Here is a 20,244-nt window from a genome sequence, read left to right as displayed (position 1 = left end):
ATATATACGCCCGGCGCTGGATCAACAGGAGGTACTGATTTGACATATGAAACTCGTACTCGGGCCAAGATCGGAGTTCTTGTCCCATTCACCAACACCAATCTCGAAGCCGATATGATGCTGATGCGCTGCCCCGACACCACGGTTCATTTCCAGCGCATGGGGGGGTACGATGTAGATGAGATCCCGGGCTCTGACCAGATGGCTGGGCTTGGCGCCTCGGATATCAGTCATGATCTGAAGATGATTGCAGGGGTTAGGCCCGATGTGGTGCTATATGGCTGCACATCGGCCACGCTGACGCACGGGCCATCTTTTGACGCGCAACTTGCACGGGGCATCAAGGCAGCCTCTGGCGCGCATTCATTTACCGCGGCGGCCGCACTAGTCGCGGCAATCAAAACAATCGGCGCCAAAAAGGTTGGTTTTTCTTCTCCCTATCTTGGTGAGATCAATACTCAGGCCATGGCATTTTTGGCGCAGAACCAGATTGAGACGGTCAAATGTGCGGATATCGGGCGCGAGCTTGGCAACTACGGGCAGGGCGAGCTCACTCCGGATGAGGTATTTGACCTAGCCTGCGCCGCCGACCACCCCGAGGCCGAAGTCATTGTTCTAAGCTGCACCGACATGCGAGCTGTCGAAGCCATCGAAGACATTGAACAGGAACTGGACAAGCCGGTCGTGACCTCAAATCAGGCAATGATGTTCGAAGTGGTGCGGGCGCTTCAACTGACGCGCCAGAAAAACCTATGCGGCCGACTGTTTGAGCTCATTTGAAGATTCAGGTAACATTCAAACACACTCTTTTGCCTCTATGTTACATGAAAACCAAGGGACAGGGGCCGACTGCCTATAGTGTTTACCAGATTGGGTGGAAAGGCCGTTTAGGCGGCATTGCCAACTTGCTGATGCTGTTCGGTGAGGCTAATCGGTCTCGATGACACTACCAGCCAAAATGCCTCGCCTGAAAGGCTACCGTTTCCCGCGTGAGATTATCGCTTATGCGGTCTGGACGTACCACCGCTTCGCGCTAAGCACGGCAGATGTCGAAGACCTGCTTGCTGAGCGGGGTGTAATGGTTAGCCGGGAAGCCATACGCAAATGGGTTAACCGGTTTGGCCGGCATTTCGAGCATTGCGTTAAACGTGAGCGGCCTGCTGCAGCAGACAAGTGGCATCTGGACGAGGTCGTCGTCCCGATCAATGGTGTGAAGATGTGGTTGTGGCGGGCCGTGGATAGCAACGGCGATGTGCTCGACATTCTGGTGCAAACAAGACGAAATGGCAAAGCAGCCAAGCGCTTTCTACAACGGCTGTTCGCCCGATTTGGCACGCCTCGCGTGATCATGACGGACAAGCTCAGAAGCTATATCAAGCCGATCCGCCAGCTGGCACCGGACGCAGATCACCGCGCACATAAGGGGCTGAATAACCGGATAGAGGGCTCTCACCGTCCGACCCGAAAACGAGAGAAGTTCATTGGCCGGTTCAAATCCGCGAGGCAAGCCCAGAGGTTCCTCGCCGCCCATGACCAGATCAATACGATTTTCAGACCCCGCCGCTATCGCCTTTCCGCCATCTCGTACCGTCACGCCAGATCTGATGCCTTCGATTTGTGGCAGAGCTATGCTCTCGAAATGGCTGTGTGACAAAAGCCAGACGGGACTTCCATGATCACTGCAGAATAAGTTGGCAATCCCAGTCTGGCATCTACAAGGGCGTTCTCGACCAAGACAAGGTCACACGTGCGAGTCTGTTAATCGGCCTCTTCAAAGGCCTGCGGCTCCTGTTCAATGGTCCTTTGACCTATGGATGGCCAAAAACTGCAAACTCCGGCCCTGGGTTTAATGGAAAGAGTCCAGTTCAGATCATGTGCGCAGGTGGCATCCCGGCAATGATGAAGGTTCGACAACACATAGATGCACTCCGGGGCGGCGTGTGATCAGAGCTAGAGATCTCGATGAGGTAGAGTTTACGGATCCAACGACAGTTCGTCTGATCTCGACTGCCTACATTGACGAGCCCGCGATGGCTCCCTTGGCGGACGATGAGGACGACCTGGCAATCCTGGAAGAGATTGAGGGCTTCACCTCCGCACGCCGCACGGTCACACTTCCCGTGCCCGGCGGCCTCGATCCAGCCGAGCTTCTGACCGAGGCGGCTGGATACGGATGGAGCTATGTGAATGCCGCCTTTTGCTACACCAAGGCGACCGGCAACCGATTTAACGGACCGGAGCGCGGCGCCTGGTACGCAAGCTATGGGGAGAATTCCATTGAAACAGCGCAGGCCGAAGTGGCTTGGCACCTGACGCGCGAACTCGAGGCGACCGGCATCTACGAGAACATCACGGCCTACCGTGAACTGCTCGCAGGGTTCACAACGCGACTGCACGATCTCAATGGCGGGGCAGGGGAGGATGCAATGAGTCCCGATACCGCGGTCGCTTACCCGATCGGTCAAACCCTTGCGCAGGACGTGCTTGGTTCAGGCGGAAACGGGCTACTCTATCCCTCCAGCCGACACGATGGGGGACAATGCCTGGTCGCTCTGCGACCGCATTTGGTCCAGAATGTTCGTCAAGGCGACACCTGGACGTTCGAATGGGCTGGGGAGCCGATCCCTTCAATTTCAAAAGAAAGAGTGAAACACCACGATGATTGTTAGCGAGATTGTTGATCAATGAAAACCGGCGCACCATTTGATGGGCATTGCCAAGTTGGTTGCGTCAGCTCGAATTTGGCCTGACTTAACTAGGGCCTGTTGACGTTCATCTTATCTGAATGAGAGTTGCGGCCATAGAAATGAATGCGGCGAAGATCTGATCTGTTTTGCACGTACGCATCGCAATCCCCCTGTTTTCCTTTAGTTTGCCGAAGTAATTCTCGATCAAGTGCCTCCATTTATAAGTCTCCTTGTCGAAGGTCGCGGGGAACCTGCGGTTGGATTTTGGCGGGATAACAGGGGTAATGCCTCTTTCTGTCAGCGCCATTCGCAACCAGTCAGCGTCAAAGGCGCGATCAGCCAGCATATGATCAGCCTCCAGATTTGCGATGAGATCTGGCACTGCACGTAAATCATGCGCTTGCCCCGGCATCAGACGAAAATCGGCTAGGTTTCCCAGGGCATCCGTCAGAGCCAATATCTTGGTTGTGATCCCACCACGCGAACGCCCTATGGCCTGGCGCAGAGTCCCCCTTTTGCGCCTTGACCGGAGCGGTGGACTTTAACGATGGAACCATCAATCATTGCATACTCAAAGTCGGCGTCTGAGCTTAAGCTTCTGAACATGCTGTAGAAAGCATCGGCCTTTACCCACCTGCGGAACCGTTTGAATACCGAGTTCCACTTGCCAAACTCATCTGGAAGTTCGCGCCACTGCGCCCCCGTCCGAACAATCCAAAGAACAGCTTCCAAGAAAAGACGGGGATCGCGCCCGGTCTGGCCGGGATGTTTTGACGTTCCAAGGCAAAAGGGTTCGACAATCGCCCATAGGGCATCGGTCAATACGCGTCGGGTCAAGGTTGCTCCCCATTGTTTGCAACCTTGAATCAGAAGTCAGATCAAATGGGAATCCTGAACGTCAACAAACCCTAAGTCAGGGGGTCATTTCTCGTGCGTAGTCTGCCCATAGGTCGAAGGCATCGGATCGGGCGTGGCGGTATGATAGTGCGGGGAGATTGTAACGGCGGGGGCGGAAAACGATATTGATCTGGTCGTGGGCAGTGAGGAATCTCTGCACTTGGCGGGGAGATTTGAATCGCCCCATTATCTTCTCGCGTTTCCGGGGTGGTCGGTGTGATCCCTCGATGCGATTGTTGAGCCCCTAGAGCGCCCGGTGATCCGTATCTGGGGTTAGGTCACGGATCGGCTTGAAATAGCTCCGCAATTTGTCCGTGATCACGACGCGTGGCTCACCAAACCGAGCGATCAGCCGTTTCAGAAACCGCTTCGCAGCCTTAGCATTCCGATGGCGCTGGATCAGAATATCGAGCACGTCGCCGTTTGCATCAACCGCCCTCCAAAGCCAGTATTTTACGCCGTTGATCGGAACCACAACTTCGTCCAGGTGCCATTTGTCTGCTGCAGTTGGCCGATCTCGTTTAACGCAATCAGCAAAATATTTGCCAAACCAATTCACCCACAGCCGAATGGCCTCCCTGCTCACGATCACGCCTCGTTCTGCCAGCAGATCTTCGACATCCGCGGTGCTGAGCGCAAAGCGACGGTAGACCTAGATAGCATATGCAATGATTTCGCGGGGAAAACGGAAGCCTTTCAGGCGCGGCATCTCAGATGGTTTCTTCATCTCGCCCACCTAATTGGATGAGCCCCCACTAACAACTTGGCAATACCGTACACAAAAACCATTCTCAATGTGAGAGTATCTGCTTAAGGAACAGTTTGGCGCGATCTGACTGTGGGCTTTTGAAGAACTCCTCGGGCGCGTTCTGTTCAATGATTTGGCCGTGATCCATGAAAATGATCCGATCGGCATGAGCCTCCCCCTTTGAAGTGGTCCGCCCCTATAGTTAGGAAAGCGGAGGACCAGAGATAGCGATCAAGAGACCGAAGCCCGAAGAAATTGTCGTGAAGTTACGGCAGGTTGAAGTCCTGATGGGACAAGGCATGCCCCGGATTGATGCGATCCGACAGATCAGCGTGACTGAACAAACCTATTATCGTTGGAAAAAGAAGTATGGCGGAATGGGCACGGAACAACTCAAGGAACTCAAACGACTGCAGAAAGAGAACGAGCGCCTTCGTCGTGCGGTTTCTGACCTGACATTGGACAAGCTGATCCTAAAGGAGGCCGCATCGGGAAACTTTTGAGCCCCTCACGTCGACGGGCCTGCATCGATCATGTGCGTAGCCGGTTCAAAGTGTCTGAGCGACGGGTTTGCCTCGTTCTGGGCCAGCACCGATCCACACAACGCCGATTGCCACGTGACCACCCAACGGTTCAAGCTGGCGTGGTCGACATCCACCCCACGTTCAGCCATGATTTCTTCCAGATCCCGATACGAAACAGGGTAGCGCAGATAGAATGTCACTGCGAACAGCACCACGGATTTCGGGTAGTGGCTGCCCCTGAAGTCGATCATCGTGAAATCATACCCATAAGAAAAGTTTAGGCACAGACGCTTACCGGAAAACAGCCGCAACCAAAATCCGAAAATGATGCGACAGAACCACTGCAAGAGCGGGCGGAGGTGTTGTTCCCGTTTGGCCGTCCGTCACGGTGTTGGATTTTCTTTGATTGAACGTGCGTTTCAGATCGTTGAACAAGTCGGGTAGTCATTTTTCCTCCTCCTGAAGACAGTCACATCTCGATTTTTATTTTCTGTTTGTTTTAAGCGCTTGGCGAGATATACGCTCAGCAAACACATGCCATTCTGGTTCTTCAGATCAAGATAGCTTCCCCGCATGACCGGCTGTGTCTTGCCTGTCAGCCATCAAGCAGAAAGAAATTTATTTCTGAGGCAGCGTCCTGCGTTAGGCCACTGAACAGAACCTCGTCTTCCTGCCCGTATGATAGGCTGATACCATTGATGCCGTTGTGCCAGGTCAGTTCATCAGCGCTGACACCTACCAAATGAATGACATCTGTGGTCACGTCGAAATCACCGATCACATCTTGTCCGTCGCCGTTGCGGAACTCAAAGGTGTCAGCGTCGGCTCCTCCGTAAAGCAGGTCGTTCTCTCTTCCACCCAAGATCAGATCCGCGCCCTGTTCACCGCTGATCGTGTCAGCCCCTGCGCCTCCGGAAAGTTCATCGCTACCTGTGCCGCCGTGCAGCTTGTCTATTCCGGCACCGCCGTGAATGCTGTCATTTCCCTGGCGGCCGTTTATGTGGTCGTTCCCTGCCATTCCTAACAACGTATTGCTGCCCGAGTTGCCCAGCAGACGGTTTGCGCCCGAATTTCCAGTTGCGCTGTAGTCATCACTGCCAAACAGGAAAACATCTTCGACATTCTCTGACAGCGTCACATCCGCCTTTGCATGCACGACATCATGGCCTTCGCCTTCATACTCCACGATCGTGTCGAGCGGATCTGAAACTTTATAGGTGTCGTTTCCTGTCCCACCGTAAGCGGTATCTGCACCTGCATTGCCTGACAGCAGATCGTTGCCAGCTCCACCATACATGATGTCATCACCAAGACCGGGGCAAAGGATGTCATTGCCATCGCCGCCATGGACTGTATCCGCCCCAGCGCCACCATGCAGTTTGTCGTTGCCTTCCTGCCCCCACAATTCATCGACGCCATCCCCACCGTGCAGCTTGTCGTGACCCTCGCCACCAAAAACAGTGTCGTTCCCGGCCCCGGCAATCAGGTTGTCGTTCCCAGCCTCACCATCAATCACATTGTCCCACTCGTTCCCGACAATCATGTTGCGCAGGTCATTGCCTGTGGCAGTGACTGCGTCTGATCCTCTGAGAAGCCATAGGTTTTCCAGGCCATCGTCCAGCGTAAAGCTGACCTTCGATTTCACAGTATCGGTTCCATCGCCTCCGGCTTCGGACACCACATCATCTGCATGGTCTACAAAGTAGATATCATTGCCCGTGCCACCATACATGACATCGGCGCCGGTACCTCCATCCAGCACGTCGCGACCCGCCTCGCCGTAGATCACATCATCGCCCGATTGCGCCCGAATGAAATCATTGCCAAAACCGCCGTAGATATCGTCGTTGCCGTCGCCTGCGAAAATCTTGTCATTGCCGCCATATCCCAAGATCACATCATCCGGCCCGTCTGACCCGTCAATCTGGGTGCCGTCCTGGTCCGTAAACCCAACCATGTGATCATTTCCGGCCGTGCCCTGTACGGGAGAGGTCGTAATTGTCAACGTTGCGGTATCTGAAATTTCGGCGTCGCTTTCCACGGTGTAGGAAATTTCGGCGGTGACATCGCGCGGTTCGCTGCCAGGCGTAACCTCCAAAAACCCGTTGCCGAGGTAGGTTGCGATTTCGCCGTTTGCCAGTGTGAAAGTGGCGCCGACCTCGACCGCTTGTCCGTCAATATGGGTCAATGTTAAAGCGCCGCCTTCGGAGACCTCGTCATTCGCGAGCAGGTCAACCACCATCGCGGCGCCCTTGGCGGCAAGCTTCAGTGTATCATCTTCGGCCACCGCAACCGACAAGACCGGCGTGCGCAGCAATACGGTCGACGTGGTGTCAATGCCAAGGAAAGGATCCACACCGCGCGTATCCATTGCGCCATCATTGCTGTAAACTCTTGGGGCTTCGGCCAAGAGCTCCATATAGAGTGCTCCGTCTTCCCCGGTGATGATCCGGTAAAACCCGCCAGCATTTGTGGTTGTCGGATCCAGATCATGATCTGTGTTATTGGCGCCAGCATAGACGTTGCCATCTGCATCGACGATGGTTGCGCCATATGCGCTTGCCGGAATGCCGGGCTTCACTTCGCCATCCACAATTGCGCCAGCAAGGGTTTGGGTGGTTACAATCGGCTCACCGCCCAGGCTCACTTCGGAGATGTCGACAGAGACCAGCACCCCGTCGGCGCCGTGCGATCCGCCATGGGCAACCCCGTAGAAAGTTTGGGTGTTCGCATCATAGGCCAGATCCGCAAGACCACGGGTGGGGATACCCAGCGATGGCATATTAATGACCTGAGACACCAGCGCGCCATCTGGCCCGGTTTCCGACAAATCATAGACCACCGCGGTGGACAGGTTACCGCTGAAGGTCCACAGATTGCCCTGGTCGTCAACGTCGCCGATATAGGACCCCATGATCCCAGGCGAAACTTTGTAAGTCGCGCCAGTGGCGTCCATTGCGATGACGTCATTTCTTGAAATCGCATTGCCCTCGGCGTCGGTCCCGTCGGATCTGGCGAGACCATAAATCAGGTCAACCTCGCTGGAGTAACCGATTGCGTTTACATTGACCGCAGCGGAAGTCTCCGTTTGGGTATAGCTGTTTGTTTCAAGATCGAATTTGACAAGCTGCCCATTCAAGACCTGGTAGATGAAGTTCTGGCCGGGAGCGAAGGCGTCAACGGTGACCTCGCTGCCCATAAAGTCCACGGTGCTTTCGTATGACGGGACAACGCCAGAGGTATCAATCGACCCCTTTCCATCCGACGAGTCATCCAGAATTCTGAATTCGAGTTCGGTAGCCTGCCCGGTGCCGGTCAAACTGAAGGTGTAGGTTTCAAAGACACCACCCTCGTGAACAAAACTCCCGATGCTTTCGCCGCCAAACACCACTTCAATTGTGACGCTTTCGACATTGGCAGACAGGTTGGCCGCCAGGTTGAATTCCAGCTCGTAGGGGACGCTCTCAATCGTTTCGACCGTTGTCGACAAAACCGGACTTCCGTCTTCGTCGACATCCCCCTCCCAGTGATCCGAGACGGTGTATTGCCCGAAGGTGAGCCTTTCATCGGTATCCTGCAGCAGGTTTGTCATGGTCATTTCTTCCCTGATTGTTTGGTCTTAGGCTGACGCCAAAGGTGCGAGCCCCGACTGGTTCAGCGATATGTGTAATTCGTGTGGACGCAGAGCTGTCGCCTTAGGGCTGCGGGCCCTCATCAATAGGCGCCCCTGCCATCCCAAACGGCGCGGAAAGTCCGAAACAGGATGGTAATGTCAGTCCTGAGGTTATAATTGCGGACATAGGCCAGGTCCAAGTCGATCATTTCCTCGAACCCGACTTCGGCGCGCCCCGAGACCTGCCAAAGCCCCGTAATGCCAGGCAGAACGCGGTGGCGGAGATGCGCCCGCTCCGGGTACTCTGCGCCCTCCTCGATCAGAGCAGGGCGCGGCCCGACCAGGGACATGTCGCCTTTGATTACATTGAAGAGCTGCGGCAGCTCATCCAGGGACCAGCGGCGGAGAAACCGGCCGACACGGGTGATCCGGGGGTCGTGTTTGATCTTCAGGCACAATCCTTCGCGGTCGCTTAGCTCCGCAAGCTGCTCTCTGTTCGCTTCCGCATCCTGGAGCATGGACCGGAACTTGATCATGTTGAACGGGTTGCCGTCCAAGCCGACCCGCCTCTGTACAAAGAAGACGGGGCCGCGGGAGCTCAAGGCGACAGCCGCCGCGGTCAGAACGATCAGCGGCCAGGCGACAGCCAAGGCTGCCAGGGAAAGGGTAAGATCGAGAAGGCGTTTTGGGCTCACACCAATCCAGGCGCGGGCTTGTTTCGAGGTTTCAATTGATGACATCGTCATTGGCAATCTCCGAATAAACAACAAACTCAGGTGGGAACGGCCAGCCACGGGTCGCCGGGCAGGGCCTTGCGCATGACGGCCACACCCCCATGGCGGGGCAGGCCGTCCAACCGCTCGATTTGGGCGAAAACCGCATCTTTGGGGTCGGTGGGCGTCATGGCGAGAACGCCAACGTCAGACGCGGACAGAACAAATTGACTGGACAGGCGGTCGGACAGGCTGCCCGCCGAAATCACAATGATGTCGACAGAGCGCACCAGTTCCGTGATGGCGTGGCGCACCATCGGCGCCGAAACGGAGGTGTCATTGAGATTGTTCTTTGGCCCGTCCGGCAATTCCCAGACGCCTGCTTTGCCTTTCTCGACAATGACCTCAGGGAAATCTCCGGACAAAAAGCTTCGCCAGCGGTTTGCGGACGCCGATTGAGAGGCCTGAGCGATATCCGCTTCTATGATCAGCGTGCTCATGCGCGCGCGGGCATAGCTTTCGGCAAGGGCGCGGGCCAGTTCGATGGTCGACCCTGACCCGGCTCGGGTCACAGCGATGACCGGCGCCTTTCCAACCAGTCGCGGTTTGCGCAGCGGGTGCAATTGCAATTCGTTGCGCAGCAGATCTGCAGCGTGCCGGTCCGCGTCTTCAGCTGCAGAGACCTGCAATACCGGCAAGCGGTGCTTGACGGGGGTGAGGCTCTCTGCAAACCGCAGCCGTCCGTCCTTGAAACCAAGGATGAGAGACATCATCAGCGCCAGACCAGCCCCACCAGCAAGACCAGAGGCCGCTAGCATCTTGCGGCTGTCGCTTGCTGGATTGAGAGGCATCGAAGCGGGTGACATCAGAACGGCGTAACCGGGGAGCGAGCGCCCGGATTCCAGCCTGATCACCTCAAGCGCCCGACGCGTTTCCGCTAACAGATCCTGTGCTTCATTGATGTCATGTTCGACCTGGTCCAGTTCGATACGTCGACGGTTCAGGTCCCGTGCGTCAAGCCGGGCCTCTTCCAGCTGGCGCTCGACCTTTGAATACAAACTGCGGATTTCGGGAATGCTGGTGTCGTCCCCTTCTGCCGAAGCATTTGTCAGCGCGCCGGTCTGGCCCAGAACTTTGATTTGTTCGCGCCGGTCGGCCAGGGCTGTTGCAATGACATTGATTTCATCACGCAGGGCCTCTTCCTTGAGCTGGAAGCGAATGTTGCTTTGACCGTTGTAGCCAGCTTGCAGGGCGGCCAGTTCGCTCATCAGTTTGGCGCGCTCGAAGTTGAGATCGGCCATCGCCCGATCCAAAAGCGTCGCCCGCATGATTTCCTCGTCAGAGGTATCAGCGGACGCGCCACCGCTGTTGGCTTCCAGCGCCGCAAGTGTGGCTGCGACTTCGGCCTTGCGGGCCGCCAGCCTGTCAATCTTGGCGAGCTTTTCGATATGGGCTTTTGTTATCGCGTTTCTGCCGAACTCACCGCCGACCTCAAGCTGGGTTGCCCTAAGCTTGGTGAGGCGCAGCGCAAGTTCCTCTTCCCGAATGCGCAGTTCGGACAGGCGCACCTCTGATCGTGCGGCTTCGGCCTCGGTCTTCAGTTGAAGGTATGAATTAACGACGGCATCCAGTTTGTCCTGCGCGAATTCCGCAATCTGGCTTTTGGTTTTCAGAACGATCAAGCTGTCGGACCGTCTGATTTCGATCGAGGCGGACAGGTTGGACTGGCTTATGGGATCGGCATTTTCGGGCAGCTGGGACGAAAGCGTTTGAGCGGCGCGCAACATGACCGGCGGGGACGCCACATAGGTGGTTTCCGCCTTAACAAAGCTATCGAAAGTCTTGAGAACCGAACTGTCGCCGGTGGCGTATAGGATGTTGGATTCCTGGGGGAAAACCCGAAGAATGGCCTGCGATTCATACAGTTTCACACCGGCGAGAAAGCCGAAGACGGCCATCGCGGATCCCAGCAGCAACGCCTTGCCGCAGGTTTGCTTCCAGCGCCCTCTCATAATCCGAATGACGCTGTGAACCGGATTTGGTTCGGGGGCTTCGACCTCTGCAACGACCGGGTTCTGTTGCTGATGTACTTGCGGGGCGGCGGGTGCGGTTAAAGCCATTCCGTCACCCAGCGGCGCGCGAAGAAAGATCGCGTTCCCAACGCAGGTGAGTGGCTTGGCCTTCAAACATCAGGCACAGCCGCACCCAGCTCATTACAAGCAAATAGAAGGCGATGGGCAAAGTGTCCGTGCGGGAGACCAATGCGCGACGCAGCATTATTGCGATGCTCTTGCGCTCTGGGCTGGGCTTGCCAAGGCCGGTGACCTGCTTCGCCCCTCTGATGCTGCGACGTCTGACCCTGATAAGCTCGGGAAGCCCAACGGGGGCCCGAGCCGAAAAGCGGCAATCCGGCACAAAGGCAACTTCCCGTTGGTCGAAACTCCGGCGGATGTATTCGTCGTCACCAATGATTTCGGGCAGAGGAAACACACGTGCAGCGCCTTCCGGCGAAAGCGCAAACAGGCCTCCGAATTTGCCCTGACTGAAATATGGGTTTGACCGCCATCCATGATAGAAAGCACGTACGGCGGCAGAGGATTCAGACGTTATGACCTCCATCTTGCCGCAAGAGGCCAGGGCAGTTCCGCTGTTCAGTGGTGCCAGCAATGCTGCCAGCGATTCTGAGGTCACATCCAGATCTGCATCAAGGCAGACGATTGGCGCTGACTTGCAGGAGGCTTTAAACCCGAGGTTCAGAGCATGGCATTTCCCGCGGCGCTCCGTCTCGATGACCTCTGCATGCGGCATGACTGCGCGCACCCGGGCCGCCGTCGCATCGGAACATCCGTTGGCAATGACAACAACGCGGAAGTCATCAAGCCGGAGTCCTTTGGCAAGATACCAAAGAGTACGCGCGATGACCGCTTCCTCATTATGCGCGGGAATAAGGATTGTCGCCTTCCTCATGCGGCACCGCTTTGATCTGCGGATTCGGTTGAGTGCAACTGAGTTGGCCGGTTCCAGACGAAATCCCGGATTGCACGCAAGAGCTGCTCCAATTCGGGCGCTTCATTGGAGGTCGTGGAGGGGCGCAATTCGAAGTTGCAGTTCAAGGCCCGGTCCAACTCTTCACGAAGGGCCACACCATCCTGCACGACAGTGACATTAGGCAGTCTCGCCATTTCCTGGGCGGTGTCATGCTGATGATCCGTGCGATGTTCGTTGAACTTCAGCCTGCGGGGCATCAGGATAAGAGGTTTGCCAACTTCAGCAGCCGAAAGAATGGTGCCCATTCCTGCATGCGCTACAACCAGCCGTGCCCGTTCGAAATAGTCTCCAAATTCAACCTGGCTAAGACTGGAGACTGTTTTAAGATGAGGAAAAGAACCGGAACTGCTGCCCGTCTGGGCGAAGACTGGAATGTTTGGATTGTGCGCCGCCCAGTTGTCCAAACTCGTAAGCATGCGATCGAATGGCAACTGTGTGCCTACAGTAGCAAAAATCATTGCTGAAACCTCACTTTATTGAAACGTGTTCAGATCAAAGCCCCCTGGTATTCCGCGCCAGTTTCTTTGGCGACCTCGGGCCATTGAGACAGCACTCGGTCGGCAACCCCGAGAGAAAGGCCTGCCGAAATCGACAGCTTCCGAGCGTTTGCAATTGAATCGATAAACATGGTTCGCGCGCCAAGCATTCTGGCCAGCCGGATGGCGACAAAGCCGCCTGCAGCACCCGTTGACACAACTGCATCTGGTCGAATGCGCAGGACCAGCCAGGCCAAGCGAAGCACACATGCGATCAGCCGAAGGGGGGTGTCCTTGTTCGCATCGGGATAGACATGCACGTGGTTCGTGCCAGCGTTTTCAACCGCTGAAGAGTCCGTTGTTGCATAGTGTACTTCTGCGCCATCGAAGGCTGGAGAAAGATGCTGCAACTGAACCCAGTGGCCCCCGCCAGACGAGACAGCGAGGACAACGGGGCGCGAGTGGTTAGGTCTATGCATTTCGGAGCTCCCAAGTTTTTCAATTCGTTCTTGAGACCACCATAGCATCCAGCAACTATTTGACTTAAATTGTAAAAAGAACTCCTCTTTGAGTAATAGGGTGAGGTCGAACTATACTCTTGGGTACAATCTGTTTCTTTCTGCTATGTCAGTACGTCTTTATACAGATGAACTAACCGAGCAGCCTTTGCGTCCCATTGCCCCTCAAGAAGAACTTTGCTTCTTGCGTTCGTACCAAGCGTGTTGCGGGCTGATGGCGAAGCTGCAAGCCGTCTCGCGGCTGATGCGATTTCAGTCGCAAATTCTTTCGGTGTGGTAACAGGGATCCGGATCCCACAGCCATCATCTACGATCCAGCCTGGACCACCTCTGTCGGCCGTTATCACTGGCAAGCCATGACGCATCGCTTCATACAGCACGCCTCCGGCTGGCTCGCGAAAGGAAGGGAAGCAAAAGACATCATGGGTGGCGTAGAGGTGCTCAACCTCTTCCCTCGAGACCTTGCCTAGAAACCGGACGCGGTCCGCAACACCCAGCCGGTCAGCTTCCGCGCGGCACACTTCCAGCTCTTCTCCGGCTCCTGCGCTGGTTAAGGTGACATTCGGCAGATCCTTCAGATGCGCAAGCGCCCGCACCGCGTCCCGTAGCCCCTTGGTGCGCACCGCACGCCCCACATGCAACAAGCTAAGGTGGCCAGGCTCCTGATCTCGCATCCGTTGTGGCTCCACGTCGTCGGTTCCAAGCTCGAGTACAGGCTCGAACCGCTTTAGCGGAATATCTCCGAGGACGTTTTGAACGTATGGGGCGACACCCAGCACACAGGCCGCCCGCGCGTAGCTTGCGCGCAACCAGGGGTCATTGCGAAAGCGAAACGCATCAAGTTTCCGGAGGCGGGTAAACAAAGGTGCGCTGGCAGCTTCGGCTTGAAAGGCGGCTGGTGTATCGAGCGCGCCCCCTAGTGGTCCAACGATGTATGGTATGGCGAAATGACGTAGTGGTGATGCATAGCGGGCTGCTTGCGGCATTAGCTGATGGGCGATGTCAAAGCGTTCTCCAGCGTTGCAAGCGGAGGCAATCCAGTTGCGCACTTTGCGAGCAAAGACAGGCCAAGCGGGTTTGAGCATAGCATTGAGGCGTTCATGTTTCAGAGCCCACGACGGCTCGGGCCAGGTCACGACCCTTGCACCCGGCAATTGAGCCGCCAGGCTTTGGCGTCCCGGCCTTTGAAAGGCCAAAACGGTCAGATCTGTACGGGACGATAAGGCCTGGGCCCATTTGAAGGCAACAAAGGCTTCTCCTACATCAGTGGCGTCAATATTCGGGGCAATCAAAAGAACCTTCATGACCGCACCGCCTGTTGCTTGTTGGCAGGCCAGGCTTTCCGCAGGTCCGCTACCACGGAGAGGAAATGGCGGGCGCGGTCCTTTGCACCTTTTCGGTTTGCAAGGCTCAACAGAGACCAAAACGCGGCTCTGGACAGATTGTGAAGGCACAGGATCGCAAAGCAGATGATCCCCGCTACAAGCCCACTATGTTTCCGGTGCAACCGGGTTGTACCTTCCGTCATCATGACATCCCGCTTGTGATTGAGCTTGCCGACAGCACCGCCGCCAAAATGCGTCACTTCCGGGATTGGGACAAAGACAAGCTTCCAACCTGCGCGGCCAAAACGGTGGCACCAATCGGTTTCTTCACCGTAGAAGAAAAATGCCTCGTCCAAGAGACCGACGTCATCCATCGCAGTGCGCCGAACAAACATTGCGGAGCCTGAGATCACATCTACTTTCCGCTCTGACGAACGGTCCCAGCCGGTCATTCTGTACTTGTCCAGCCGCGCAATTTTAGTCAGGCCAAACACCTGCATCGTCAGGAACTTCAATGACGGAAAAGCGCTGCAAGAGGGCTGAACTGAGCCATCCGAATTCAGAACCCGCGGGCCGATTACACCGACGTCTGGATGTGTGTCCAGCCATGCAACCGCTTCGGATAGAACATTGCCATGCACCAGCGTGTCGGTATTCAGCAACATAACAAACCGGCCCACGGCTTTCTTTAGGGCGACATTGTTACCCGCAGCAAAGCCGAGGTTCTTTTTGTTTTCAATGAGGTGAACGTGGGGAAACTCTGCACGGACCATTTCTGCGGAGGCATCGCTGGATGCATTATCAACAACAAAGACTTCAAGCTTCAAAGAGCCCTTCCCGGCATCAACGGACTGCAAACAATCTCGAAGCATATCCCGGGTATTCCAGTTCACGATGACAATTGAGAGATCCATAGTCGTGGCCTTCCTGAAAGGGTTAAAGCAAGCGCTGCGGTCGTACTCTGGAGACCGCAGGGGGGGTATGAAGTGGTAGTCTGGTTTTCCCAGGGCGCGCGTCCTGCAGCCAGGCGCCCGCACCGATTAGGAAGAAGAACAAGACAAACAGGGCGTTCCAAAGATGGACCGTTGCCGCGGCAACGCTGATCCCGAATAGGGTAAAAGCCCAGGCATGCCGGGCCCGGCGCCATTCCGTTGGTAAACTCTTGCGCTGTCCTGCGGCCCAAATCAGTCCAAGCAACATTGCGACCAATAGGAAGAACGCAGGCAGCCCGTAGCGCACAGCAGTCACCAGCCAGAAGTTGTCCATGCTGTCCGACATCCATGCTGGGCGCTCCCAATCTCCCAGACCAATTCCAAAAACGGGATGTCTGGCGACTTCGGCTGTGCCATATTCAAACAGTAGAATTCGGTTGTAGGCGGATTGTTTGGAAAAGGTGAAATTGTTCACGAACACGTGGAAGGGTGTTTTTGTTGAGAACAGATCAATCGCAATATAGGCGAGTGCCATCAGTGAAAAGAGCGCGGCCCAGCGGCCTTGCACGCGGCTGAATGCGCGCTCCCAGAGGGCAACAAAGCCTTGCATCATCAGGACCAGATAAGGGCCGCCTGATGCGGACATAAAGGTTGCAAGGCCAACACCAAACACCTTGGCCATGCCCCTCAGATTGCTGAACCTCCGCTCAGCAACCACAAAGTAAGCAAGCGAGAAAGCCGAAGCGCAGAACACCCCGTAGAGGATAGGGTGATCGAAGGGACCAAAGGTGCGTTCGATACCCATTCGCGGTTCAATGAACGGCGCCCGCGCACCTCCGAATGCACCTGAGATGCTGTCGTGAAGAATGTGAATGCCGGTCAGCGCTTCGGGGATCGTAAAAAAAAGCGTGGCGACCACAACGGCGACATAGGCCTGTGCCACTGCGGCAAAGTCCTCATAGGACCTAATGTACAATCGGCCGACCAGATAGGCCCCGGCGCATTCTACAAAATAGATGCCGCCGGACTCAATTCCTTGCCCAAGCCCACCCCATTTGATCAACGCAATAACGGCCCAAGTGCAGTGCAAAAGGAGCAAGATGTCAAAAATGGTGATCCGGCCTCTTTGCCCTGACAATAGCTGCACAAGCATCGGCAGGAAGAGAACAATCAGAACAACCCGGTAGGCAGAAAGCCGGAGACCTCCAAGGTTGAGAGAGACAGCTGTAGGCAGCATGACCGCTAGGAAAAAGACTGCAATCGCAGTTGGAACGCCCATTATCCCGCGTGATGATGAAACCCTTGCCACCATGATTTACACCTGCACAGGTCGACGCGACATCATTGGCGCTTCGACCAGGTGCCAACTTAAAACGGCAAAAGGAAATGTTGCAGCAAGGCTGAGGATGGCCAAGGCAACCGGCCCCGTGCCCGGCAACAGATGGATCGCAAACTGCGTAACCGGCCAGCCATAGATATAGAGACCATAGGAATAATCTGCATGCAGCTTAATCTGCGGCAGGCAGAGTGCAGCTCCCAGCGTTGCAAGGCACACAGCCCCAATGGACAAAGCGCCGGGCAGACCCAGAGCGGCCAGGCCAGCTACGGCAACAAGCGCAGGTCTCACCTTGATGATATGGCGCAGGCGGTAGGCAGCCATGCCCAGCAGAAAGGCATAGAGCAAGGGGATGAACACCGCGAGGCGCCCGGCCAGATACCCGCTCCACCAGGTTGCGGCTCCGGCGGCCAGCGTAAGCCCCGCAACAGCCAGCACATGGCGGGCAAGGCCAGAGCGGACGAGAAGGACACAGAGGACATAGGCTGCTACTTCATGAAACAAGCTCCACAGCGGGCCGTTCACAACACCGGGATAAGGGTTCTCTGCAAAGGCACCCGGAATCTGATGTTCGATCGACATCAGAGTAAATGCGCGCAGGAACCAAACGACAGCTTGATCCGCCTGTGGCACGGCTCCGCTGGCGTATGCCAGCGCCAACGTGACGAGCAAAGCTGCTCCTAATCCGGGGAAAATCCGTTTGGCGCGTGCTTGCCAGAAGGCCGACATCGTCTTGCGCTCAGCGCTTCCCGTTACCAGCAGGCCGGACAGAAAGAAAAACAACAGCACGGCCCAACCGCCAAGTGATCGGCCCGTGAGCTGCGCCAGTGGCTCTGCAGTGCTGGGACCAAGTGCGAGGGGCCACGCATGACTGACAATGACACAACCGGCCAGACCCAGCCTCAGGACATCCAGATTGGACGTCCGCCCTGTGGAAAGGAGGACCGCCAGCTTCATTTCTGAATGTCCGAGATAATCACTTTGCGCCACAGGCGCTCGCGCAATATGCGTTTCCAGGTGCCAAGAACTGATTGGATTTTCTGTTTCAGGGGCAGACCCATCCACAAGGAAAAGAGCGGCTGGCCCAAGGTTCTGGGCGCTCGCAGCCCCACGGCCCGTATGGCCAGAGAGCGGCCCCAGACAGCCCCATGCGTATTTTTCAGATTGGGTTGGGCCTGCGCGATCACATCGCGAGGTCTTGGTACTGCCACGAGTGCTTTGCCTCGTATGGCCGCCTCGATAAACTCTTTTCCCCGCTTGGTTCTGGCAATGACAAGCGAACGCCCCTTGTCCTGTTCGCCAGACGGAGGGGCGTGCCAGGGATCCCCAACCGAAATATCCGCAAAGGCGCCCGTATGATCCGAGCAAATCCGGCAGCGCCAGCGACGTTCTGATTGCAGGTACTTACCCCAGCCTTCGGCATAAGTAATGTTCTTGCTCTTATGCAAGATGCCTTGCGGGTCCTTCCACATGGCCTGCATCATGCCTGGCCAGCCATTCCCGCGATAACGCAAGTCCACCACATTCGCGTTCTTGGGAACCTCCAGCCTGTCCAACAGCCGCTCTGTCGCCTTCAGGTTTGGAGCTCCGGCGCAGAAAATCGCGATCGTAAGCGGAATTTTGGCCGCGAGATCAGCCTGCGATCGCATAGCTTGATGCGCTGACGCGACATCGCATGGTTTTCCAATAAATACGACCTGGTCGTTCTGGCGGGCGATTTTGCCCAGTGTTTCGGCCGGGCTTGCCTGGGCATAGCGTGACCCGGTGCCCCGCATCAGCCCCTCGCGGTTCTTGCTGATCACGGCCTCATTCAAACGCGGGTCATCCCGCCGTGCTGCGATATGGGCCACTCCGTCGGCTGTGCCTGCCGACAACGCGTGGCAGGCCAAGGCTGTCACCGCCCCCCCCGAAGACCCTTGGCGGCGGATCTCCGGGTCGCTAGCCCATGCCTCCCAAGCGCCTAAAACAGGCCCCCAATCTGCGTCGATCCTGTCCTCAAGTTGCAAATCGGACCAATCGCTGGACACCCCGGCACAAACCGCCAGCGCCGATTTGGCAGCCTGTCGTCCCGCGCCGGTGTTTTCTACCACAGGCCGCCGCCCGTGCACCGGATCCTCAATCATACGGATCGCGTTGGGGAAGGCCCCGGCACAGGCACCGCAGCCGGTGCACATGTTACCTGCAACAATCGCGGTAATTGGGTCGGTGTTCATGCGAAAACCTCCTCTTTTTCTGAAGTGCTGAACGTGGGACGAGCAAGTAGATATGCGCGCAACGATGCTCCGGCTTCTCCAAGAGCAGCCGCGGCGGCGATTGCCGCAAGCGGAAGGCCGACAACTGCAAAAACCGCCGCAGGGATGAGGGCCAGAGCCCGCACCAGATTTGCCCTTGCCGGATCCCCGGTGCGCCCGGTTGCGATGGCCAGCTGCGAATAGGGGGTTCTAAGAATGCGGAACCCGGCAGCGCCTCCTAGCGCCAATACCAGTGCGGCATCTGGCCGAAAGCCCGAGCCATAGACAAATGCAATGAAAGAGGGAGATAGCAGGACAAACCCCGCCGTCATGGAGGTGGCGAGCAAGACATGCAGTGTAAATACAGGCTGCCAGGTCAAGGCCAGAGCATTGCGGCGGATGGCAATCCGAAGTCTTGGTAGGACCAAGGATGCGGCGGCCCGACCTGTAATCTGTGCAGGCAGCAAAGCCAGTTGCAGGGCCACGCCATATACGGCCAGGGTGGCCCAGTCATAGGCCTTGGACACGATCAGCCGATCTGCATAGAAGATCACAAACAGAAGCACGGCATTCGAAATCAACGGTGCGCCAAAGCGCCAGACCCGCAAAAAGGCGCTGACGGAAAATCGAACGCGATACCGCCTTGTGGCCACGAGATGAGAGAGGACAGCATATACGGCCGCATGCGCGATCAGCACAGCCGGCATCGCCCGATGGTCTGCGAAAATCACTGCGGCTGGTACTACGCAAATGATCATGGCAACGGTTGCACCGCCTTCGATCAACGCCATCCGCTTGTAGCGGAACAGGCGCTCACTGCGGCGAAAGTCCAGATGTACCATCCCGCGCAGCGCCAGAATAGCCGCCAGCCATGCGTATGATGCAGGCGATGGACCATCCGTGAACACTGCGGAAAGGATAGGTGCTGCGGCAAGCAGGACCAGAGCCGCAATCAGCCCTCTTGCGATGGTGACGCCGTGCATTTTGGACTGAAAGCCGCAAGAGCCACCATCCTCGGCTTGCAGTATCAGCCGGTCCACACCCACGTCACTTGCCATTTCCGCAAGCCTAACGGTCAGGGCCAGGATCATTGCTTGGCCCAACTCGCTTGGCCCGAGAACCCAGGCAAAAACCACTGAGCGGCCTAGCGCAGCTGCCTCTGCAAGGATTGGTATTATCCATACCATCGTTTTCCC

Annotated in this window: 16 protein-coding genes and 4 pseudogenes; 4 read left to right on the top strand and 16 right to left on the bottom strand. The window is 56.5% G+C overall.

Translation table 11 applies throughout. The features are described from left to right. The first annotated feature begins 39 nt into the window (after positions 1–39). From AN476_RS18945 to AN476_RS18935, 3 genes are all read left to right on the top strand, one after another. Positions 40–780 (top strand): Asp/Glu racemase, encoded by a 741-nt coding sequence (locus AN476_RS18945; RefSeq protein ID WP_054463346.1) that lies wholly within the window; start codon positions 40–42, stop codon positions 778–780. Between the two features lie 160 nt (positions 781–940). After that, entirely contained in the window at positions 941–1,651 is a 711-nt protein-coding gene (locus AN476_RS18940; RefSeq protein WP_054463345.1) for an IS6 family transposase, read from the top strand. Between the two features lie 388 nt (positions 1,652–2,039). Next, positions 2,040–2,669 carry an RES family NAD+ phosphorylase gene (locus tag AN476_RS18935; protein ID WP_216598398.1) on the top strand — a complete coding sequence of 210 codons (630 nt, stop codon included), beginning with the start codon at positions 2,040–2,042 and terminating at the stop codon, positions 2,667–2,669. A gap of 103 nt (positions 2,670–2,772) precedes the next feature. On the opposite strand, the gene AN476_RS23615 is transcribed toward AN476_RS18935, so the two are convergent. The 3 genes and pseudogenes from AN476_RS23615 to AN476_RS23430 all read right to left on the bottom strand — a co-directional run. After that, positions 2,773–3,524, bottom strand: a protein-coding gene (locus AN476_RS23615; RefSeq protein WP_371257372.1) for an IS5 family transposase whose coding sequence is annotated in 2 segments (ribosomal slippage) — positions 2,773–3,191 and positions 3,191–3,524 — 753 coding nt in all. Because the reading frame shifts where the segments join, the coding sequence is not laid out codon by codon here. Positions 3,525–3,600: 76 nt separating this feature from the next. Further along, a pseudogene (locus AN476_RS18920) lies at positions 3,601–4,311 on the bottom strand (IS6 family transposase). 64 nt (positions 4,312–4,375) lie between these two features. Further along, positions 4,376–4,498: pseudogene (locus AN476_RS23430) on the bottom strand (amino acid ABC transporter ATP-binding protein); the annotation flags it as partial. 58 nt (positions 4,499–4,556) lie between these two features. Here AN476_RS23430 and AN476_RS22565 point away from each other — a divergent pair. Beyond that, positions 4,557–4,948, top strand: a pseudogene (locus tag AN476_RS22565) (transposase); the annotation flags it as partial. A 6-nt stretch (positions 4,949–4,954) separates the two neighbouring features. On the opposite strand, the pseudogene AN476_RS22560 reads toward AN476_RS22565, so the two are convergent. From AN476_RS22560 to AN476_RS18850, 13 genes and pseudogenes are all read right to left on the bottom strand, one after another. Further along, a pseudogene (locus AN476_RS22560) lies at positions 4,955–5,107 on the bottom strand (IS6 family transposase); the annotation flags it as partial. 344 nt (positions 5,108–5,451) lie between these two features. Next, a complete protein-coding gene (locus tag AN476_RS18905) occupies positions 5,452–8,448 on the bottom strand; it encodes a calcium-binding protein (protein ID WP_172684858.1) in 2,997 nt (998 codons plus the stop codon). A gap of 122 nt (positions 8,449–8,570) precedes the next feature. Then, on the bottom strand, positions 8,571–9,215 hold the full coding sequence (locus AN476_RS18900) for a sugar transferase (RefSeq protein WP_054463339.1): 645 nt from the start codon (positions 9,213–9,215) through the stop codon (positions 8,571–8,573). A gap of 26 nt (positions 9,216–9,241) precedes the next feature. Next, positions 9,242–11,302, bottom strand: a complete 2,061-nt coding sequence (locus tag AN476_RS18895) for a hypothetical protein (protein ID WP_054463338.1) — start codon at positions 11,300–11,302, stop codon at positions 9,242–9,244. Positions 11,303–11,306: 4 nt separating this feature from the next. Then, positions 11,307–12,149 carry a glycosyltransferase family 2 protein gene (locus AN476_RS18890; RefSeq protein WP_054463337.1) on the bottom strand — a complete coding sequence of 281 codons (843 nt, stop codon included), beginning with the start codon at positions 12,147–12,149 and terminating at the stop codon, positions 11,307–11,309. Then, complete coding sequence (locus AN476_RS18885) at positions 12,146–12,688, bottom strand: glycosyltransferase (RefSeq protein ID WP_054463336.1); 543 nt, start codon at positions 12,686–12,688, stop codon at positions 12,146–12,148. The genes AN476_RS18890 and AN476_RS18885 overlap by 4 nt, the downstream gene beginning before the upstream one ends. Positions 12,689–12,717: 29 nt before the next feature. Further along, positions 12,718–13,185 carry a hypothetical protein gene (locus AN476_RS22555; protein ID WP_172684857.1) on the bottom strand — a complete coding sequence of 156 codons (468 nt, stop codon included), beginning with the start codon at positions 13,183–13,185 and terminating at the stop codon, positions 12,718–12,720. Between the two features lie 143 nt (positions 13,186–13,328). After that, a complete protein-coding gene (locus AN476_RS18875) occupies positions 13,329–14,528 on the bottom strand; it encodes a glycosyltransferase family 4 protein (protein ID WP_054463334.1) in 1,200 nt (399 codons plus the stop codon). Then, positions 14,525–15,463: a glycosyltransferase family 2 protein gene (locus AN476_RS18870; protein ID WP_054463333.1), complete on the bottom strand. Its 939-nt coding sequence runs from the start codon at positions 15,461–15,463 to the stop codon at positions 14,525–14,527. Before AN476_RS18870 ends, AN476_RS18875 begins: the two co-directional genes overlap by 4 nt. Before the next feature lie 22 nt (positions 15,464–15,485). Beyond that, positions 15,486–16,424, bottom strand: a complete 939-nt coding sequence (locus tag AN476_RS18865) for an O-antigen ligase (protein ID WP_157063813.1) — start codon at positions 16,422–16,424, stop codon at positions 15,486–15,488. A 372-nt stretch (positions 16,425–16,796) separates the two neighbouring features. Continuing rightward, positions 16,797–17,774, bottom strand: coding sequence for an acyltransferase (locus AN476_RS18860; RefSeq protein ID WP_054463331.1), 978 nt, complete (start codon positions 17,772–17,774; stop codon positions 16,797–16,799). Continuing rightward, on the bottom strand, positions 17,771–19,030 hold the full coding sequence (locus tag AN476_RS18855; protein WP_054463330.1) for a Coenzyme F420 hydrogenase/dehydrogenase, beta subunit C-terminal domain: 1,260 nt from the start codon (positions 19,028–19,030) through the stop codon (positions 17,771–17,773). The genes AN476_RS18860 and AN476_RS18855 overlap by 4 nt, the downstream gene beginning before the upstream one ends. Continuing rightward, positions 19,027–20,235: an oligosaccharide flippase family protein gene (locus AN476_RS18850; RefSeq protein ID WP_256363958.1), complete on the bottom strand. Its 1,209-nt coding sequence runs from the start codon at positions 20,233–20,235 to the stop codon at positions 19,027–19,029. The genes AN476_RS18855 and AN476_RS18850 overlap by 4 nt, the downstream gene beginning before the upstream one ends. Positions 20,236–20,244 lie beyond the last annotated feature (9 nt).

The sequence above is a fragment of the Phaeobacter sp. 11ANDIMAR09 genome, assembly GCF_001294455.1.
Taxonomy (GTDB): Bacteria; Pseudomonadota; Alphaproteobacteria; order Rhodobacterales; family Rhodobacteraceae; genus Pseudophaeobacter.
Note: the sequence above shows the minus strand (reverse complement) of the source record. Positions and strands in the feature narration are given on the sequence as shown.

Coding starts and splice junctions, on each gene's coding strand:
- AN476_RS18850 (WP_256363958.1), bottom strand. CDS start 20,235: ATGGTATGGATAATACCAATCCTTGCAGAGGCAGCTGCGCTAGGCCGC.
- AN476_RS18895 (WP_054463338.1), bottom strand. CDS start 11,302: ATGGCTTTAACCGCACCCGCCGCCCCGCAAGTACATCAGCAACAGAAC.
- AN476_RS18875 (WP_054463334.1), bottom strand. CDS start 14,528: ATGAAGGTTCTTTTGATTGCCCCGAATATTGACGCCACTGATGTAGGA.
- AN476_RS18905 (WP_172684858.1), bottom strand. CDS start 8,448: ATGACAAACCTGCTGCAGGATACCGATGAAAGGCTCACCTTCGGGCAA.
- AN476_RS18860 (WP_054463331.1), bottom strand. CDS start 17,774: ATGAAGCTGGCGGTCCTCCTTTCCACAGGGCGGACGTCCAATCTGGAT.
- AN476_RS18855 (WP_054463330.1), bottom strand. CDS start 19,030: ATGAACACCGACCCAATTACCGCGATTGTTGCAGGTAACATGTGCACC.
- AN476_RS18900 (WP_054463339.1), bottom strand. CDS start 9,215: ATGACGATGTCATCAATTGAAACCTCGAAACAAGCCCGCGCCTGGATT.
- AN476_RS18870 (WP_054463333.1), bottom strand. CDS start 15,463: ATGGATCTCTCAATTGTCATCGTGAACTGGAATACCCGGGATATGCTT.
- AN476_RS22555 (WP_172684857.1), bottom strand. CDS start 13,185: ATGCATAGACCTAACCACTCGCGCCCCGTTGTCCTCGCTGTCTCGTCT.
- AN476_RS18940 (WP_054463345.1), top strand. CDS start 941: ATGACACTACCAGCCAAAATGCCTCGCCTGAAAGGCTACCGTTTCCCG.
- AN476_RS18890 (WP_054463337.1), bottom strand. CDS start 12,149: ATGAGGAAGGCGACAATCCTTATTCCCGCGCATAATGAGGAAGCGGTC.
- AN476_RS18885 (WP_054463336.1), bottom strand. CDS start 12,688: ATGATTTTTGCTACTGTAGGCACACAGTTGCCATTCGATCGCATGCTT.